Genomic DNA, 18,648 nt, shown 5'->3' with positions numbered 1-18,648 from the left:
GTGGCAGTTTTATCTTTACAAGAACTTAACCGAATCTTGATAGTCGATCGCAGCAATTAGGGATAAATTAACCGTATAACCATTGATTCCATATAATTGTCAGTTGAATCGGAATTTGGCTTGACACGCGGGCAGCATTTAGTTACACTTATTGCAATTAAACAAGCACCTTTAAATTAGTCCTGTGAGGCTAACAAGGGGAACGGTAACTAGGAGTCTCCCACGCTTTTTCGCAGGAAAAACGGGGGGACTTTTTTTGCATCCCCAGGTGGTCAATCAAACAGAAATGGAGCTGACTAGCATGGCACGTGAAGTCGTCGATGCAATGACAATGCGCCGCGCATTAACGCGGATCACTTATGAAATTATCGAACAGAATAAAGGGGTCGGCAATTTGGTCTTTATCGGGATCAAAACCCGAGGCATTTATTTGGCCCAACGTTTAGCACAACGGTTGAAGCAGTTAGAAGGCGTCGATGTGCCAGTTGGGTCGCTCGATATTACATTATATCGTGATGATCACCATGCAATCGATGTTGAGGGCCAAGCGGAGTTAAACGGCGCTGAAATTCCAGTCGATATTAATGGCAAGCATATTATTTTAGTCGATGACGTGTTATTTACCGGTCGGACAGTGCGAGCTGCCTTAGATGCTTTGATGGATCAAGGTCGGCCAGCGAAGATTTCGCTCGCGGTATTAGTTGATCGCGGTCACCGTGAATTACCGATTCGCCCAGACTTTATTGGGAAGAATATTCCAACTGCATTAGATGAACAAGTTGCCGTGGCCTTAGAAGAACATGATGGTCACGACGGGATTAGTATTGAAAAATTAGAGTGATAAATTGAATCTTTAACCATTTAATTGTTTCCAGAGAGGAACGAAACGGTTTGGCCATGCGTGGCCGTTTTAATCGGAGTCTAGCCTCTTTGCAAGCAATTTTGCAGGAGCTAGACTTTTTTCTTTGGAAAAAAACAGAAGGAGACGGCAAAAGAGCATGCAAACCACGAATTATTTAGTCAGTGTTGATCAGTTCAGTAACGCCGATGTCACCCATTATATCCACTTGGCCCAAGCTTTTAAGCAGGGCTTGACGGTCACGCTAAAGCGACCGGCGTATGCGATGAATTTATTTTTTGAGAACAGTACCCGAACGCATACCAGCTTTGAGATGGCAGAACGGCAACTGGGAATGCAAGTGATTCCCTTTGACCCGAAGACGAGTTCCGTGACTAAGGGTGAGAGCTTACTGGATACTTTAAAAACGATTCAAGCCATCGGGGTGGATCTAGCTGTGATTCGGCATCCCCATGATCAATATTACCAACCGTTGATTGAAGCGGGACTGGACATGAGCTTGATCAATGCTGGCGATGGTAGCGGGCAGCACCCTTCGCAATCCTTACTAGATATGTTGACGATTTATGAAGAATTCGGTCATTTTGACGGGTTGAAGATAGCAATTGTCGGTGATTTGCAGCATTCACGCGTGGCACGTTCCAATATGATGTTGTTGACGCAATTAGGTGCGACCGTTTACTTCAGTGGGCCTAAAGCTTGGTTCAATGCGGACTTTGCTAAGTATGGTGATTATCGGCCTATTGATGAGTTAGTCGGTGAGATGGATGTCATGATGTTACTGCGGGTCCAGCATGAGCGATTGACGGCTGATAAAGACGCGACGTTTGATGCGGCTAGCTATCATCAACAGTACGGGTTAACAGAAGCGCGTGCAGCTAAGATGCCAGCCCAAGCCATTATCATGCATCCGGCGCCAGTCAATCGCGGTGTCGAAATTGCCAGTGATTTGGTGGATGCGCCGCAATCGCGGATCTTTCAACAAATGACGAACGGGATGTATATTCGGATGGCCATGATTGCCCAATTACTGGTGCAAAAAGGGCTATTAGACGCTAAGCCAATCGAGGAGGTCGCCCATGTCAACTTTAATTAAAGCCGCTCAGGTCCTACAAGCTGGGCAATTAACGCCACAAGACATTTTAATTCAAGCTGGTCGAATTAAGGCTATTGGGCATGACTTGAACCAGCAATACGGGGCCGCTGATCAAGTAATTTGTGCCGATCAGCATGTGGTTATTCCTGGTCTAGTCGATGTGCATGTGCATTTACGTGAACCTGGATTGACGGATAAAGAAACCATCGATACGGGGACGATGGCAGCAGCGCACGGTGGGTTTACGACGGTTGGTGCGATGCCAAACGTTGAACCAGTTCCCGATACGCCGGCCAAGGTCGCTTTGATGGTTGCTGAAAATACGCAAAAAGCGCATGTCCATGTGGCTCAATATGCCAGCATCACGAAAAATCGCACCGGCGATGAACTGGTTGATTTTGAGGGTGTCAAACAAGCCGGGGCCTTTGCTGTCAGTAACGATGGTTCGGGCGTCCAAACGGCTGGGACGATGTATCAGGCAATGTGCGGCGCGGCTAAAGCGGGGTTGCCACTGGCCGCGCATGTTGAAGACGAATCTTTGAAGCTGGATGGGGTCATGAATGCCGGCCCGGTTGCCGATAAGTTAGGCTTGCCAGGAATTCCTGGTATCTCTGAATCCGCCCAAATTGCGCGTGATGTGTTACTGGCTGAAGCCAGTGGGGTCCATTATCATGTTTGTCATATTTCAACGGCTGAAAGCGTCCGGGTTGTTCGCGATGCCAAACGGGCTGGGATTAACGTGACTTGTGAAGTGTCACCCCATCATTTGTTATTAACGGATGAAGATATCACGATGGACAATCCGATGTTGAAGATGAACCCGCCATTGCGGTCGCCCAAAGACCGTGCCGCGTTAATTGCTGGATTGTTGGATGGCACGATTGATATGATTGCGACTGACCATGCGCCTCATACCGATGCCCAAAAAGTGGGCTCAATGCGGACGGCTGCTTTTGGGATTACTGGCTTGGAAACAGCCTTTGCCACCCTTTATACGACTTTAGTCAAAACGCGCTTGTTAACCTTGAGTCAATTGGTCGCTTTAATGAGTACGCGGCCGGCTGAATTGTTCGGGTTAACCGGAGCTGGTCAGTTAAAAGTTGGTGTCCCCGCAGATTTAACTATTTTAGATATAACCCATCCTTATGAAATCAAAGCTAATCAGATGTTATCAAAAGGGCATAACTCGCCGTTTGTTGGTTGGCAAGTGTACGGCAATGTCTTAATGACGCTAGTTGACGGCCAAGTCGTCTACGGAAAGGATCAGCACGCATGAAACGATATTTAGTCTTAGCAGATGGCACGATTTATCCCGGCACGGCCTTTGGTGCCAGCAGCGTTGCAGTTGGCGAATTGGTGTTCAGCACCGGAATGAGCGGCTACCAAGAATCCATTACTGATCAATCTTATAACGGTGAAATCTTGATGTTTACGTATCCATTAATCGGTAATTACGGCATCAATCGTGATGATCATGAATCGATTACGCCGACTTGTAAAGGGGTCGTCGTGCACGAATTAGCTCGGCGCGCCAGTAATTGGCGTAGTGAGATGTCCTTAGATGATTATTTGAAGCAAAATCAGATTCCGGGCATCGCCGATATCGATACGCGGGCAGTGACGAAACATATTCGGACCAAGGGCGCACTCAAAGCGACGATTGTTGATGAAGTTAAGCCGGATACAGTGAGTCAGCTACAGGCGACAGTCTTAAATCCGGCGGTCGTCGCAGAAAGCTCAACCACGAATGCTTATCCTAATCCAGCAACTGGCCCCAATGTGGTCGTCGTAGATTTCGGCTTGAAACATTCTATCTTGCGCGAATTGGCTAAGCGTCAATGTAACGTGACCGTCTTGCCATACAATGCCACGGCGGGCCAAATCTTGGCTTTAAATCCAGATGGCGTGATGTTAACAAATGGCCCTGGTGATCCCAAAGATGTGCCAGAGGCCTTAACGATGATTCGTGAAGTTGAACAACAGGTGCCGTTATTCGGGATTTGTCTCGGTCATCAACTCTTCTCACTAGCTAATGGCGCCGATACTTTTAAGATGAAGTTTGGTCATCGTGGTTTCAACCATCCAGTCCGTGAAATTGCGACTGGTCGGATTGACTTTACCTCACAAAATCATGGCTACGCTGTTGATCGTGAGTCGCTCGCGAAGACGGACTTGATGATCACTCATGAAGAAATTAATGATGGCACGGTCGAAGGGGTTCGGCACCGCAACTACCCAGCTTTCTCGGTGCAATATCATCCAGATGCGGCGCCAGGTCCTCACGATGCGGATCATATTTTTGACGAATTCATTGACTTAATGGCGGCCCACCAAGTCGCCCGGAAAGGAAGCCACTTCAATGCCTAAACGCACAGATATTCATAAAATCATGGTCATCGGTTCTGGTCCCATTATCATTGGTCAGGCGGCCGAATTTGATTATTCCGGGACCCAAGCTTGCTTAGCCCTCAAAGAGTTAGGCTATGAAGTGGTCCTGGTCAATTCGAATCCCGCGACAATCATGACCGATAAAGAAATCGCCGATCAAGTATATTTAGAACCTATTACGTTAGAATTTGTGTCGCAGATTCTGCGTAAAGAACATCCTGATGCCATTTTACCAACATTAGGTGGGCAACAAGGCTTGAACATGGCGATGGAATTAGCCGATTCAGGTATCTTAAAAGAATTAAAGATAGAACTACTTGGGACAAAGTTAAGTGCCATTGACCAGGCGGAAGATCGGGAGCAATTTAAAGACTTAATGGAAAAGCTTGGTGAACCAGTGCCCGCTTCTGGAATCGCTCATACGACCGAAGAAGCCTTAGCCTTTGCCGAAAAGACTGGTTATCCAGTGATCGTGCGGCCCGCCTTTACCATGGGCGGCACCGGCGGCGGAATTGCTGAGACAGCTAAGGAATTACGGACGATTGCGGAGAATGGCTTGGCTTTGTCACCAGTGACCCAAGTCTTGATTGAACAAAGTATTGCCGGCTATAAAGAAATCGAATTTGAAGTGATGCGCGATGCCGCTGATAATGCGATGGTCGTTTGCAACATGGAAAACTTCGACCCGGTGGGGATTCATACAGGGGATTCAATCGTCTATGCGCCGGTCCAAACGTTAGCGGATCGCGAAGTCCAAATGCTACGCGACGCTGCTTTAAAGATTATTCGTGCTTTGAAAATTGAAGGTGGCTGTAACGTACAGTTAGCTTTAGATCCGAATAGTTTCAACTATTATATTATTGAAGTTAATCCGCGGGTCAGTCGATCATCAGCCTTAGCTTCTAAAGCGACTGGTTATCCGATTGCCAAGATGGCGGCTAAGATTGCGGTTGGATTGCATCTGGATGAGATTAAAAACCCAGTGACCGGCACGACTTACGCTGAATTTGAACCAGCCTTAGATTATGTTGTTTGCAAGATTCCACGCTGGCCATTTGACAAGTTCACCCATGCCGATCGTCGTTTAGGAACCCAGATGAAGGCGACCGGTGAAGTAATGGCGATTGGGCGCAATATCGAAGAAGCCACGTTAAAAGCGGTCCGGTCACTCGAAATTGGGGTGACTTATATTGATGAACCGGCGTTGGCACAAGTTGATGATGATACCTTGAGCGACAAGCTGATTCATGCCCAAGACGACCGCCTCTTCTACTTAGCGGAAGCGATCCGGCGCGGCTTTACGATTGAAGAACTAGCCGAAATCACGAAGATTAATGTGTTCTTCTTGGATAAGTTATTACATTTAATCGAAATTGAAACGGCGCTCAAGACTCACGTTGATGATTTAGACTTGCTAACCACGGCTAAACGGAACGGTTTTGCGGATCAAACCATCGCTGAATTCTGGGATGAAACCATTGATGAGGTGCGTCACTTCCGGCAGCAACATCAGTTGACGCCAGTCTATAAGATGGTCGATACCTGTGCTGGCGAGTTCGCTTCGACCACGCCGTATTATTACGGAACGTATGAGACGGAAAATGAAAGTGTGGTTAGTGATCGTCCATCCGTATTAGTTTTAGGTTCTGGGCCGATTCGGATTGGACAAGGGGTTGAATTTGATTACGCCACCGTGCATTCGGTTAAAGCGATTCAAAAGGCGGGTTACGAAGCCATTATCATGAATAGTAATCCAGAAACGGTCTCAACGGACTTCTCAATTTCTGACAAGCTTTACTTTGAGCCATTGACGATTGAAGATGTCATGAATGTGATTGATTTGGAACAGCCGATGGGGGTCATCGTACAGTTCGGTGGTCAAACGGCAATTAACTTAGCGGCACCGTTAGCGGCCCATGGTGTCAAGATCCTCGGGACGAGTGTGACTGATGTCGACCGCGCTGAAGATCGTGATGAATTCGATAAAGTTATCAAACAGTTACAAATTCCACAACCCGCTGGTGATACGGCTAGCGATGAAGCTACGGCGATGCGAATTGCTGACAAGATCGGTTATCCGGTCTTAGTCCGGCCAAGTTATGTCTTGGGTGGCCGTGCCATGGAAATCGTGAAGCAACCGGCCGACTTAGATTATTACATGCACAATGCTGTTAAAGTTTCACATGACCATCCGGTGTTAATCGATAGCTATTTAGTGGGTAAGGAATGTGAAGTCGATGCCATCTGTGACGGTAAAACGGTCGTTATTCCAGGCATTATGGAACATATTGAACGCGCGGGAGTTCACTCGGGTGATTCAATGGCGGTGTACCCGCCACAATCGCTATCGACCAATGTTCAACAAAAGATTGTTGATTATACGGAACAATTGGCGATTGCCTTGAATTGTATCGGGATGATGAATATTCAATTCGTCATTCATGAAGAACAAGTCTATGTGATTGAAGTTAATCCACGGGCGAGCCGGACGGTGCCATTCTTAAGTAAAGTCACTGGGATTCCCATGGCGCAAGTTGCCACCCGGGTTATCTTAGGTCAATCGTTAAGTGACCAAGGTTATCAGACGGGCTTAGTTAAGGCTGGGCCATTAGTTCATGTGAAAGCGCCCGTCTTCTCCTTCTCGAAGTTGAATCGAGTTGACAGTTTGTTAGGACCAGAAATGAAGTCAACTGGGGAAGTCATGGGCAGTGATCAAACGATGGCTAAAGCACTTTATAAAGCGTTTGAAGCAGCTAAATTACACGTACCAGCGCATGGTAATGTGTTAATTACGGTGCGGGATGATGATAAGCCGGAAGCGTTAAAGCTGGCGCAACGGTTCCACGCACTTGGCTATCAGTTAATGGCGACGAGCGGGACGGCGACTTATTTGACGCAACATGCATTGGATGTGCAAGTGGTCGATAAGATTGACGCCGGCGAACATGATTTGCTACATCAGATGGAAGCCGGACAAGTTCAAGTGGTCATCAATACGGTTTCAGATGAAGAACAAGCGGCCGATGATGGTACTTTGATTCGAAATACCTCGATTGCTCATGGCGTGCCATTATTTACGGCGCTTGATACGGTCGCCGCAATTTTACAAGTCTTAGAATCACAGTCGTTTGTCACACAAGCATTGTAGGAGGGTCAAGTATGGGACGGTTAACGGTTGAATTAGCAGGGGTGACGTTACAAAATCCCGTCATGCCAGCGAGCGGCACGGCAGCTTATGGGCAACAAATGGCCCAACAATTAGATTTAAGTGCGTTAGGTGGCTTGGTCATCAAATCGACGACTGCGGCTCCCAAAGTCGGCAATCCGCGGCCTACGACGGCGGCGACCACGGCCGGGTGGTTGAATGCCATCGGGTTGAAGAATCCTGGCATCGATGTGGTTTTAGCAGATAAGTTACCATGGTTAGCGACGAATTATCCAGAATTACCGATTGTGGGTAGTGTCGCGGGCACCACTTTTGATGAATATGTCACGGTCGCGACTCAAATGGCGACCGCTCCCAATGTTAACTTATTAGAAATCAATATCTCTTGTCCGAATGTTGAAAAAGGCGGATTGGCTTTTGGAACGGATCCTGCGATGGTGGAGAACTTAACGCGTGAGATCGTGATGGCCGTTGATAAGCCAGTCTTTATGAAGTTAACGCCCAATGTGACTGATATTGTTCCGATTGCCGCGGCTGCGGAAGCTGGTGGTGCAGCGGGGTTAACGATGATTAATACGTTAACTGGAATGGGCATTGATTTAAAGACACGGCAGCCAATCTTGGCGCATGGCACGGGCGGTCTATCCGGTAAAGCCATCCATCCGTTAGCGGTTCGGATGATTCATCAAGTCCGGCAGCAGACTAAGCTGCCCATTATTGGCGTCGGCGGGGTCTTCACCCCGGCGGACGTGTTGGAATTCTACTTAGCCGGTGCCAATGCGGTCGAAGTCGGCGCCGCGACTTACGGTAATCCGACTGCTTGTACCGATATTATTACCGGGCTACCAGCCGAAATGGATAAATATGGGATTACTAGTTTGCAACAATTAATTACGGAGGTGCAAGGATGAGTCGACCAGTCATTATTGCCTTGGACTTTCCAACCAGCGACCAAGCATTAACGTTTCTGGATCAATTTCCACAGACGACTCCGGTCACTGTTAAGATTGGGATGGAACTATTTTATGCGGCTGGACCCGCGATTGTTAAAGCGGTACAGGCGCGGGGCCATGCAGTCTTCTTAGATTTAAAATTACATGATATTCCGAATACGGTTGAATCAGCGATGCGTGTTATCGGTCGATTAGGCGTTCGCTACACAACGGTACATGCCGCCGGTGGTCACGTCATGTTGGCTGCGGCCAAACGTGGCTTGGTGGCTGGTGCAACCGCAGCCAGTTTGCCAGCACCTAAATTACTGGCGATTACCCAGTTAACGTCAACGGATCAAGCCATGTTAAATACGGATCAGCAGATTCCGGGTAGTGTGCAGGCCAGCGTCGTCCATTACGCCCAGTTAGCGCAAGCTAGTGATTGTGATGGCGTGATTTGTTCAGCGCAAGAGGTCGCCGCTATTCACCAGGCGGTGGGGGCGGACTTTCTTGGAATTACGCCGGGCATTCGGCCATTGTCGGCGGCAACTGATGACCAACAACGGGTGATGACGCCTACAGCGGCCGCCCAAGCCGGTAGTAATGGCTTAGTCGTTGGCCGACCAATTACCCAAGCTAATGATCCAGTCGCTGCCTATACTGAAATTGTCAAAGAATGGAGTAACGCTAATGACTGAAATTGCAGCAACAATTGCGAAAGATTTATTATCGATTGAAGCAGTCACTTTACGACCGAATGAACCGTTTACTTGGGCCAGCGGGATTCACAGTCCCATCTATACAGATAATCGTTTAACAATTTCATATCCACAAGTTCGACGTGATATCGCGAACGGGATTGCGGCTATTATTCGTGAGCAATATCCAACGACAGCAGTCATTGCTGGCGTGGCTACAGCGGGAATTCCGCATGCAGCTTGGGTCGCTGAATTATTAGATTTGCCTTTGATTTATGTCCGCTCGAAACCAAAGGATCATGGGGCTGGTCGTCAAATCGAAGGCGTCTTAAAGCCAGGGCAAAAAGTGGTGATGTTAGATGACTTGATTTCAACTGGTGGCAGCGTGTTGCAAGCGGCCAAAGCAGTCCAAGCTGCAGGTGGTGATATTCTGGCAGTTGGGTCCGTCTTCAGCTATCAATTAGCGGCAGCCACGACGAACTTTGCAGCGGCCAAGTTACCACTATTCAGTTTATCGAATTACTCGACTTTAATTGAAGTGGCCCGGCAAGCTGACTACATTAACGATGCCGACTTGGCGTCCTTACATGCTTGGCGACAGAATCCAGCGACTTGGGGTCAACAACACAGATAATCATTGAAATAGCTCTAGTAGTAGTCAGCTTAAATTTGCCACTCTGGTTGGGCCAGAACTGGCTGGAACGTGGTGGCCGCGTTTGGAAGCCAAAGTTCGGTCTTCCAAGCCGGGCTTTATCTAAGCCGGCAAAGCACCGACTAAGATAAACGACACCACTGAGCCAATTCTGACCCGCCCGTCGTTAATTAACGGGAATTAATGACTATCTATTATCGACCATAAATTTAGCCGAGCCGTTGGTTGCTAAAATGCTCAGCCGTGTCGTTGGCCTTTGTACGAGTAGTCTGCTCGGACTTAGGGCAAGGTCAACTTTGTAGACCGGACTTTGGCTTCAAAATAACCCATGGCGTTCCAGTGTTTTAGAAACCAACCGGCAGGCGACAATTTTAACTAGCACCAAGCATGCTCATTGTAACGATTAGGTTTTCAGATAATTAGTTGCCTGACGGGGACTAAAAAAGCAACTAACGTGACAATTCGAAGCGGTAAAAATTGAAATATAAAGTTATTGTAAAGGGTGCGACTTTCCAGTTGGCGCTCTTTTTTTGCGACTTTAAGTATGCGATAATTAAGTATCGAAATCAGAACGTTTGTTCAGCTGAAGAGGAGGAACTAGTGTGAGTCTACAGTTTATTTTGGGTGCCGCTAAGCGAGACCATCGACAAAAGTTGGTGGCCAATTTAGTCACCAGTTTGCAAGCCAATCCGCATGATCAATTCTTTTATTTGGTCCCGAACCATGTGAAGTTTGATACCGAAGTTGATGTCTTAAATCGGCTAGCACGGGCATTCAATCAGCCGGGGCTGTATGCCCAAAGCCAAGTGCAGATCTTTTCATTTACTCGCTTGGCTTGGTATTTGATGAAGAATGAAGCGGCCTATCAGGTCCCACGGTTGTCAGCGGCTGGGATTAATATGTTACTGTTTAAAATCTTGCAAGCGCACGCAGATGAATTACGATTATTTGGTGGCGAAATTTCACAGACTGGTTTTGTGACGCAGTTAGCTAAAGAGATCAATGAATTGCAATTAGCTAATTTGGCACCAGAAGATGTCCTGCAACTGGCTGAACAGACCCCTGCAGGTGATTTAAAAGCCAAGCTGCATGATTTAGCAATTGTGTATACAGACTTTGCGGCAGCAACTGATGGTCAATATTTAAAAAATGCGGACGTTTTGGCGCAGTTAAGTCACTATTTGCAGCAGCAAGATCTGCATGGCACGCATATTTACTTGGAATTGTTTTCACAGTTGTCATCGCAGGAACAAGGCGTTATCACAACGATGCTGGAACGTGGGGCAGAAATAACGATTAGTTTGATTTTAGATCAGGCTTACACCGATAAGCCGCCGTTGAACGGAACGTTGTTTTATCAGACGGGTCGCCTTTATTATCGATTGGTTCAGTATGCCAAGATTCGTCAGATTAAGTGTTTGCCAGACCAGTTCGCAACCTCGCTGCGAGTAAGTCCGAGCTTAGCGGCATTGGACGATTTATGGCGTGATCGGGTTCAACAATCACCGACTGCTGAGGTGTTGAAATCGGAGTTGCATCTATTCCGAACAGATACCCGGCAGACCGAGTTGGCGCAAGTCGCCCGTCAGATTCGTTATCTAGTCGCCGAAAAGGGCTATGACTATCGTGACTTCTTGATTGTGACCCGTCATTTAGCAAGCTATCAAACCATGATTGCCCCAATTTTTCATGCGATGGAAATTCCGTATTTCTTGGATTTACGGCGATCAATGGCGGATCATCCGCTGGTAGAATTGATCAGTGCGCTCTTTGATTTGAATACGAAACAGTATCAATACCGTGATGTGATGCGGTTATTAAAGACTGAATTATTGTTACCACAAGTGAATGGGCAACCAATGGGGCGGCAAGCGTATCGCCAAGCGGTCGATTTAACGGAAAACTTTATTTTAAAGAGTGGTTATAGTGGTCGGCGTTGGACGCAAGCAGAGGATTGGCAATACTTTCAATTTACTGCTGGCGATGCTGGCATTGAGACTGACGAAAATATTGCGATTACTAAGCAAATTAATCTGATTCATCACTTTATCGCAACTTTATTGCCACCATTCTTTAAAAAGTTAGCGGCAGCTAAAGATGGCCGGGCGGCGGCGACAATTTTGGTCAACTTTTTAATGACGCATGGGGTGGATACGCAGCTGCTAGCTTGGCGGGACCAAGCAATTGAGCAAGGCGATATGACGGCAGCCAGTGAACCGGAACAGACGTGGCAGACTTTTTGTGAAATGCTTGATGACTTTGTCACAATGCTAGGTGATGGCCCGTTTGTGACCGATGATTTCTTAGCGCTCTTGCAAGCCGGGTTCGAAGGTGCAGGCTATGCTCAGATTCCGTCGACCTTAGATCAGGTCACGATTTCCGAGAGTGGCCGTGAACAGAGCCAGAATCGAAAAGTTGTGATGTTAATTGGTGCAACGGATCTGGTGATGCCAGACCGAATTATGACGAATGATCTCCTTAGTGATGTGGATAAGAATGCATTGCAACCAGAATTGCAACAATTGGATGGTGACCATTATTTGGCTGACTCAGCCGTGGTGCAATTAGGTGATGAGCGGTATCTAAACTACTTGGCCTTCTTGAATGCGACTGATCAGTTGTACCTGAGCGCACCATTAAAAGATGATCAGGAAGCTGATTTAAAATTATCAAATTATGTTCAACAGATTCAACAACACTTTAACTTGCCAATGGCGACGTATTTGGCAACGCCTGACCCGACGCAACCCAAAGTGGCTCCTTTTATTGGGTCTAAACGGCGGACCATTACGCATGTGGTTCAAGTCTATCGAGATGTGTTGACCGCTAATGCAGACCGTAATCGAGTGGGCGCGCCACTACGCCCAGCCCCAATTTGGGTCTGGTTGCGACGGCAATTAACTGCCGATCCGCAGTTTGGTCAGCTGGCCCAACAATTATTAGCCAGCTTGAGTTATCGCAATGTGCCGGTTGCATTGTCACCTAAAAGTGTGCAAGCGTTATATGGCAAGCAGATTTACACCTCAATCTCAAAGCTGGAAGAGTTTTATCGAAATCAATATGCGTACTTTTTAAAATACGGCTTACGGTTGCGGGAACGCGATGTGTTTGAATTGTCAGCGGCCAGCACCGGGGAATTCTTCCATGCGGTCCTAGATGGGATGATCAAAGCCTTGCAAGCGCAGCATTTGAGCTTAGCAACGATTGATCAAGCTGACTTGGGGACTTTATTAGATCAAGTCACGTTGCAAGTCCTAGAACAGCCGCAGTTTATGATTCTATCAAGTTCCAATCGGATGGGCTATTTGCGGCAACAGTTAATTAATACGGTGCGTCAGATTGCCTTTGCCATTCAAAAGCAGAGCCAACGCTCGGATGCGACGCCACAACAAACGGAATTGCTATTCGGCAATGTCGGTAAAGACCATGGGCTAAAAGCCTTGGATTTCCAAGTTGATCCGCAGCATAGTGTTCATGTTCGGGGAAAGATTGATCGTTTAGATCGAATTCAGGTTGCTGACCAAAGCTATTTAGGAATTGTCGATTACAAATCCTCGCAACATCGCTTTGATTTTCAACAAGCTTATTATGGGTTGGCGATGCAGATGCTGACCTATCTAAATGCGGTGCTGGTTAACGAAGACGCGTTAGTTCCAGCTGGAACCGACAAAGTGAAATTAGCGGGTGCCTTGTATATGCATATTCAAAATCCGACTTTAAAACCTAAAGATGCACGGGCTGGCTTTGAGGATGCGTTATTAAAAGCGAATAAGTATCGCGGGGTCATTGTTGATGATCCGCAGTTATTGACGCATCTAGATACGGAACTACAAAAGCAAAGTGGTGATTCTAAAATCTATCCATTTTCACGGGTGAAGTCGGGCGAGTACCACAGTCGTAAGACGGCGCCGTTAGTCACTGAAAAAGAGCTGGATCAGCTATTGGCGAATAATCGAAAATTGATTGTTGATGCCGCACAGGCGATTTTTGCCGGGGCATTGGCTTTAAATCCGGTACGACTTAATGATAAAACCACGGCATTGCAATATTCACCGTATCTTGCGATTATGGCGTTTGATGCGATGCTGCCAGAAAATAATTATCGCGATTTACCGCCGTTGACACCCAGTGAAGTCTTAGATCGGATTAAAGCGCAGTTAGGAGATGAACAAGCATGAGTACGCAATTTACAGCCAGTCAACAAGCCGCGATTGATCAGCACGGTAATAACTTATTAGTTTCAGCTTCAGCTGGTTCCGGTAAGACTACGGTCCTGATTGAACGCATTATGCGCAAATTAGATGCTGGGTTGAATATTGATCAATTGTTAGTCGTGACCTTTACGAATTTGGCCGCTAAGCACATGAAGCAAAAGCTGGAAAAACAGCTTAATCAACGGATTTCAGACCAGTTAGCAGCGAATCCGAAAGCGACGACAACTAGTCCAGCAGTTCAGCGGCTACGTCAGCAGTTGACGCTGTTGGGCGTTGCCAATATCAGTACATTGGATGCCTTTTGTTTACGCCTGATTCAACGTTATTACTATGTCATTGATTTGGACCCGGTTTTTAGATTATTGACGGACAATACGGAAGGGTTATTGATTCGTGATCAAGTTTGGGATACTGTTCGTGAAGACTTGTATGGTGACGATGGTGAGTTATTTGCGGCATTAACGGCAAATTTCTCCAATGACCGCAGTGATGACGGTCTTAGTCGTTTGATTATGCGGCTTTATGACTTTGCGCAATCAACCCCGGACCCGACAGCTTGGCTGGAACAATTGCCAGCGAGCTATGAGTTGGGGACGGATCACCTGACTGCGTCTGATTTTTACCAACAACAATTGTTACCACAATTGCGGACGACCTTTACACAGATGACCACGACGATTACGCAAGCGCTTGAACAAGCTACTAATAGTGATCTGGATCCGAAAACGTTGACCGCATTGCAGGCCGCGCAGGCGACGTTGACTGATATGACGAGCCGATTAGATTCGATTGCCTGGAATGAGTTGCGGGCCTTTTGTCAGACTTTTAAGATTAAGGCGATTAAGAAAACCTATAAAGATGATGAGGTGCGGACTGCGATTGGCACGGCTGTTAATGGTCAAGTTAAGGCCGTTCGCGATCAGATTACCGCCCTAAACGTGGATGTTTTTGTGAGTGATGAACAAGCGGTATTGGATATTATGGCGGGGGCATCGGCTTTGGTACGTGAGTTGGTTCATGCCACGCTAGCCTTCAAACAAGCCTTTACGGCAGAAAAACGGCGTCGCCATGTATTGGACTTTAATGATTTGGAACATTTGAGTTTAGCCATTTTGACGAGTGAAAATGAAAGCGGGCAGGCGGCGTTAACCCAACTGCAAGCTCAGTTTGCGGAAGTGATGGTCGATGAATATCAAGATATTAATAGTTTGCAAGAGACCATCCTACAATTACTAGCTCAAAACAAGCCTGGCAACATGTTTATGGTCGGCGATGTGAAGCAATCAATCTACCAATTCCGACTAGCTGATCCATTCTTGTTCTTGCATAAATATCAAGATTTTGGCGAGCATCCCGAACATGGGGACCGGATCGTTTTAGCGGAAAACTTCCGGTCCGTTGAGAATGTGGACCAGTTAACCAACTTAATTTTTAGTCAGCTAATGGATGCACCTGTGGGTCAGATTGAGTATGATCAGGCGGCGTATTTGAAGTATGGACCCAAGGACTATCCGGCTGATATGCCACAGACAACGAGTCTATTGCTGTATCAGACTGGACAAAAAGAAGCAGCTGCAGATACGGAAGATGACGCTGGCTTTGCCATCGATGATCCCGCCGAAGGTAGTATTACGATGGTTGCACAAAAGATTCTCGAATTAAAGGCGCAGGATAGGCCCATCTATGATCGGGCTACGAAGACGTATCGGCCATTTCGTTATAGCGATGTGGCGCTACTAGTGCCAACGCGGAATCATAATTTAACAATTATTGATATCTTTAAACGCTTGCATATTCCAATTGTGGTCAATGATGCCCAGAATTATTTTCAGACGACTGAAATTCGAATCATGATGTCAATGTTGAGTGTTATTGATAATCCGTATCAGGATATTCCGTTAGTGGCTGTGTTACGGTCGCCGATGGTTGGCTTAGATGAAAATCAGCTGGTTTATTTACGAATTCAAAATAAGACGAGTGACTATTTCCAAGCACTACGCGACTTTTACAATCGGCCAGTGCCAACGGATGATTATGGTGCGGCAGTGTATGAAAAAGTAACGCAGTTTATGACTGAATTAACTGAATTTCGTGATTTAGCGCGGCGTAACCAATTAGTGACGCTGATTTGGCGAATCTATGAGCGCACCGGTTTCTTGGATTACGTGGGTGGGATGCCAGCTGGACCGCAACGTCAAGCTAACCTGCATGCGTTATACGAGCGGGCCCATACGTATGAAGAAGGTAGCTTTAAAGGCTTGTTCCAGTTTGTCCGGTTCATCAAGCGAATGCAGGAAAAAGATCAAGATTTGGCTGAGGCGGTCGCCGAGACTGAGACCGAAGCGGTGAGCGTGATGACCATTCATGGGAGTAAAGGACTGGAATATCCGGTCGTCTTCATTATGGATATGAGTAAACGTTTCAATCAAACCGATACGAGTCAGTCGGCTTTATTAGATCGTGAAGCTGGGATTGGCATTACGTATCTTGATCCAGAAACGCGGATCAAATATCCAACTTTGCCACGCCTAGTCACGCGTCAAGTGGTTAGTCAAAAATTACGCGCTGAAGAAATGCGAAAGCTTTACGTGGCCATTACGCGGGCAGAACAACAGTTGTACTTAGTCGGGACGATTGAAGATATTGACACGGCCAGTAAGCAGTGGCGGCAAGTCTTTACTGATGACCAACGACTACTGCCAGCAACAGCCAGAACGGCTGCAAAAAGTGAGCTTGACTGGGTTGGAATGAGTCTGATTCGGCATCCTGATTTAGCAGCTTATTGGGATGGCGAGCGACCTTTGTATTCGTTTAAGGCTGATCAGACGAAACTGACTGTTGAATTAGGGGATGCATCCTCGATTGGTCAGACTGAGACTGCTGGGACCGATGAAGATGAGCAGCCAACTGCGTTAGAACGCGTTGAAGCTGGGGTCAGCATCGATGTTGATGAGTTGACTCAGCAAGCAATCACGCGCATCTTGAATTTCAAATATCCGCAACAAGTTGCCACGACAACTACTGCGTACCAATCGGTTTCGGAAGTGAAACGGGTCTTTGAAGATCCAGATACACCATTGATGAATGCGAACCCAACGATCAGTGATCAACAAGCTCGCGTGCATAGTCGTTATGTGAGTGATCGCTTAGACGGTCCACAGTTCTTGCAGACGATTCAAGCGCCAACTGGTGCCGAAGTCGGTAGTGCCACGCATTTGGTCTTAGAACAATTGGATGTCACGCAAGCAGTGACCGCTGCCACCGTTCAAGCAACTATTGATGATTTGGTAGCCAAGCACGTGTTGATACCAGCCGTAGCCCAACGGATTCAAATCGATCAGGTGGTTGGATTTTATGCCAGTTCACTGGGGCAACGGATTTTGGCAGCGCCAGCCCAGGTTCATCGGGAAGTACCGTTTTCACTGTTACTACCAGCGCAGCGGTTGTTTAAAGGCTTTGAAGCTGACCCATATAGCAAAATCTTGATTCATGGGATTATCGATGGGTATTTGGCGACTGAACAAGGATTGATTTTATTCGATTACAAGACGGATCATGTTGCTAAAGCCACTGATTTATTGACTAAGTACGCTGGCCAAGTGAAGTTATATGGGCAAGCCTTAGCGTCAATGTATCAACAGCCCATTGCGCAACAGTATTTGTATTCGTTAGTGCATCAGGAGTTGGTATTGGTTAATTAGTTAAGCCATCAAAAAACGCGATTCTCAAAAATGAGCGTCGCGTTTTTGATTGCTTAAAGTAAAATTTGATAGGCGTTACGTTGATCTTGAGCATCGCCAGCCATATAAACGATGCCACGATAGGTGAAGCCCGCTTTCGTAATCACGTGTTGCATTCGTTGGTTTAAACGATGTGTATCAATCCGTAATTGGTGAAACCCTTGTTGGTAACTGATAGTCATCAAGTTACTGAAGAAAAAATCTGCTAAATGTTGACCATGAAACCCACTGGCAATGGCAATCCGATGAATGGAGGCGTAGTGATCATCGGTATGTGGCGCCCAACTGCCTTGATAGATTTGGGCATAGTTAGGATCAGGAGTCGTCAGCAAGGCTGCAGTACCAGCAATTTGGCCGTCGACGATTAGAACCCAGGCCCGGTCAGCGTCTAGGTCGGCTTGTAAATCAGGCGTAGCGGGGTAAGTGCCTTGCCATTGCGGAATCTGATCAGCGGCTAGGGCTTGGCGACCAGCATCGATAGTGGCCAGCATGGCTGGCAGATCGGCACTGGTGGCCGCACGAACATATTTAGACATTCAAATCACAGCTCTCTTATAAGAATAGTTATGCTTGATGCTAATTGGTTTAAATTGCCACTTTGGTTGGTCCAGAATCGGCCGGAACGTGGTGGCCACGTTTTCGAGCCGAAGTGCGGTCTCGAAAGCCGGGCTTTATCTAAGTCGGAAGATCACCGACCAAGATAAACGGCACCACTGAGCCAATTCTGGGCCGCCCGCCGTTAAATAATGAGTATTAAGAAATTAACGATTGGTTATTTTCAGTTCAGTCATTTAGCCGAGAGGTCGGTTCCTAAAATGCTCAGCCGTGTCGTTGGTCTTAGTGCGAGTGGTTTGCTCGGACTTAGGCCAAGGCCAGTTTTGAAGACCGGGTTTTGGCTTCAAA

Annotated in this window: 11 protein-coding genes; 10 read left to right on the top strand and 1 reads right to left on the bottom strand. The window is 47.0% G+C overall.

All coding sequences use genetic code 11. The annotated features are described in order from the left end of the window. Nucleotides 1-301 precede the first annotated feature (301 nt). The 10 genes from pyrR (at nt 302) to addA (ending at nt 17,706) form a co-directional block, all read left to right on the top strand. Nucleotides 302-841, top strand: a complete 540-nt coding sequence (gene pyrR / locus FFM77_RS06920; RefSeq protein WP_137635038.1) for a bifunctional pyr operon transcriptional regulator/uracil phosphoribosyltransferase PyrR — start codon at nt 302-304, stop codon at nt 839-841. 157 nt (nt 842-998) lie between these two features. After that, nucleotides 999-1,955: an aspartate carbamoyltransferase catalytic subunit gene (locus FFM77_RS06915; RefSeq protein ID WP_137635037.1), complete on the top strand. Its 957-nt coding sequence runs from the start codon at nt 999-1,001 to the stop codon at nt 1,953-1,955. Beyond that, on the top strand, nt 1,939-3,231 hold the full coding sequence (locus FFM77_RS06910) for a dihydroorotase (RefSeq protein WP_137635036.1): 1,293 nt from the start codon (nt 1,939-1,941) through the stop codon (nt 3,229-3,231). Before FFM77_RS06915 ends, FFM77_RS06910 begins: the two co-directional genes overlap by 17 nt. Continuing rightward, complete coding sequence (locus FFM77_RS06905) at nt 3,228-4,322, top strand: carbamoyl phosphate synthase small subunit (RefSeq protein WP_137635035.1); 1,095 nt, start codon at nt 3,228-3,230, stop codon at nt 4,320-4,322. Before FFM77_RS06910 ends, FFM77_RS06905 begins: the two co-directional genes overlap by 4 nt. Next, the gene (carB, locus tag FFM77_RS06900) at nt 4,315-7,491 is read left to right on the top strand and encodes a carbamoyl-phosphate synthase large subunit (RefSeq protein ID WP_137635034.1); all 3,177 of its coding nucleotides are present in this window, start codon (nt 4,315-4,317) and stop codon (nt 7,489-7,491) included. The genes FFM77_RS06905 and carB overlap by 8 nt, the downstream gene beginning before the upstream one ends. Nucleotides 7,492-7,502: 11 nt before the next feature. Continuing rightward, nucleotides 7,503-8,420 (top strand): dihydroorotate dehydrogenase, encoded by a 918-nt coding sequence (locus FFM77_RS06895; protein ID WP_137635033.1) that lies wholly within the window; start codon nt 7,503-7,505, stop codon nt 8,418-8,420. Further along, nucleotides 8,417-9,139 carry an orotidine-5'-phosphate decarboxylase gene (pyrF, locus tag FFM77_RS06890; RefSeq protein ID WP_137635032.1) on the top strand — a complete coding sequence of 241 codons (723 nt, stop codon included), beginning with the start codon at nt 8,417-8,419 and terminating at the stop codon, nt 9,137-9,139. The genes FFM77_RS06895 and pyrF overlap by 4 nt, the downstream gene beginning before the upstream one ends. Beyond that, nucleotides 9,132-9,773: an orotate phosphoribosyltransferase gene (gene pyrE / locus FFM77_RS06885; protein ID WP_137635031.1), complete on the top strand. Its 642-nt coding sequence runs from the start codon at nt 9,132-9,134 to the stop codon at nt 9,771-9,773. Before pyrF ends, pyrE begins: the two co-directional genes overlap by 8 nt. Nucleotides 9,774-10,393: 620 nt before the next feature. Then, the gene (locus tag FFM77_RS06880; protein WP_137635030.1) at nt 10,394-13,969 is read left to right on the top strand and encodes a PD-(D/E)XK nuclease family protein; all 3,576 of its coding nucleotides are present in this window, start codon (nt 10,394-10,396) and stop codon (nt 13,967-13,969) included. Next, complete coding sequence (gene addA, locus FFM77_RS06875) at nt 13,966-17,706, top strand: helicase-exonuclease AddAB subunit AddA (protein WP_137635029.1); 3,741 nt, start codon at nt 13,966-13,968, stop codon at nt 17,704-17,706. The genes FFM77_RS06880 and addA overlap by 4 nt, the downstream gene beginning before the upstream one ends. A 53-nt stretch (nt 17,707-17,759) precedes the next feature. Here the strand turns inward: addA and FFM77_RS06870 are convergent, their stop codons facing one another. Continuing rightward, on the bottom strand, nt 17,760-18,281 hold the full coding sequence (locus FFM77_RS06870) for a GNAT family N-acetyltransferase (protein WP_137635028.1): 522 nt from the start codon (nt 18,279-18,281) through the stop codon (nt 17,760-17,762). Nucleotides 18,282-18,648 lie beyond the last annotated feature (367 nt).

The organism is Lactiplantibacillus songbeiensis (genome assembly GCF_005405125.1).
Classification (GTDB): Bacteria; Bacillota; Bacilli; order Lactobacillales; family Lactobacillaceae; genus Lactiplantibacillus; species Lactiplantibacillus songbeiensis.
This window is presented reverse-complemented; position numbering and strand designations above follow the sequence as displayed.

Excerpts from the sequence above, each read along its gene's own strand:
- FFM77_RS06910 (WP_137635036.1), top strand. The coding sequence starts at position 1,939 with ATGTCAACTTTAATTAAAGCCGCTCAGGTCCTACAAGCTGGGCAATTA.
- pyrE (WP_137635031.1), top strand. The coding sequence starts at position 9,132 with ATGACTGAAATTGCAGCAACAATTGCGAAAGATTTATTATCGATTGAA.
- pyrF (WP_137635032.1), top strand. The coding sequence starts at position 8,417 with ATGAGTCGACCAGTCATTATTGCCTTGGACTTTCCAACCAGCGACCAA.
- FFM77_RS06895 (WP_137635033.1), top strand. The coding sequence starts at position 7,503 with ATGGGACGGTTAACGGTTGAATTAGCAGGGGTGACGTTACAAAATCCC.
- FFM77_RS06870 (WP_137635028.1), bottom strand. The coding sequence starts at position 18,281 with ATGTCTAAATATGTTCGTGCGGCCACCAGTGCCGATCTGCCAGCCATG.
- pyrR (WP_137635038.1), top strand. The coding sequence starts at position 302 with ATGGCACGTGAAGTCGTCGATGCAATGACAATGCGCCGCGCATTAACG.
- FFM77_RS06915 (WP_137635037.1), top strand. The coding sequence starts at position 999 with ATGCAAACCACGAATTATTTAGTCAGTGTTGATCAGTTCAGTAACGCC.
- FFM77_RS06905 (WP_137635035.1), top strand. The coding sequence starts at position 3,228 with ATGAAACGATATTTAGTCTTAGCAGATGGCACGATTTATCCCGGCACG.
- addA (WP_137635029.1), top strand. The coding sequence starts at position 13,966 with ATGAGTACGCAATTTACAGCCAGTCAACAAGCCGCGATTGATCAGCAC.
- carB (WP_137635034.1), top strand. The coding sequence starts at position 4,315 with ATGCCTAAACGCACAGATATTCATAAAATCATGGTCATCGGTTCTGGT.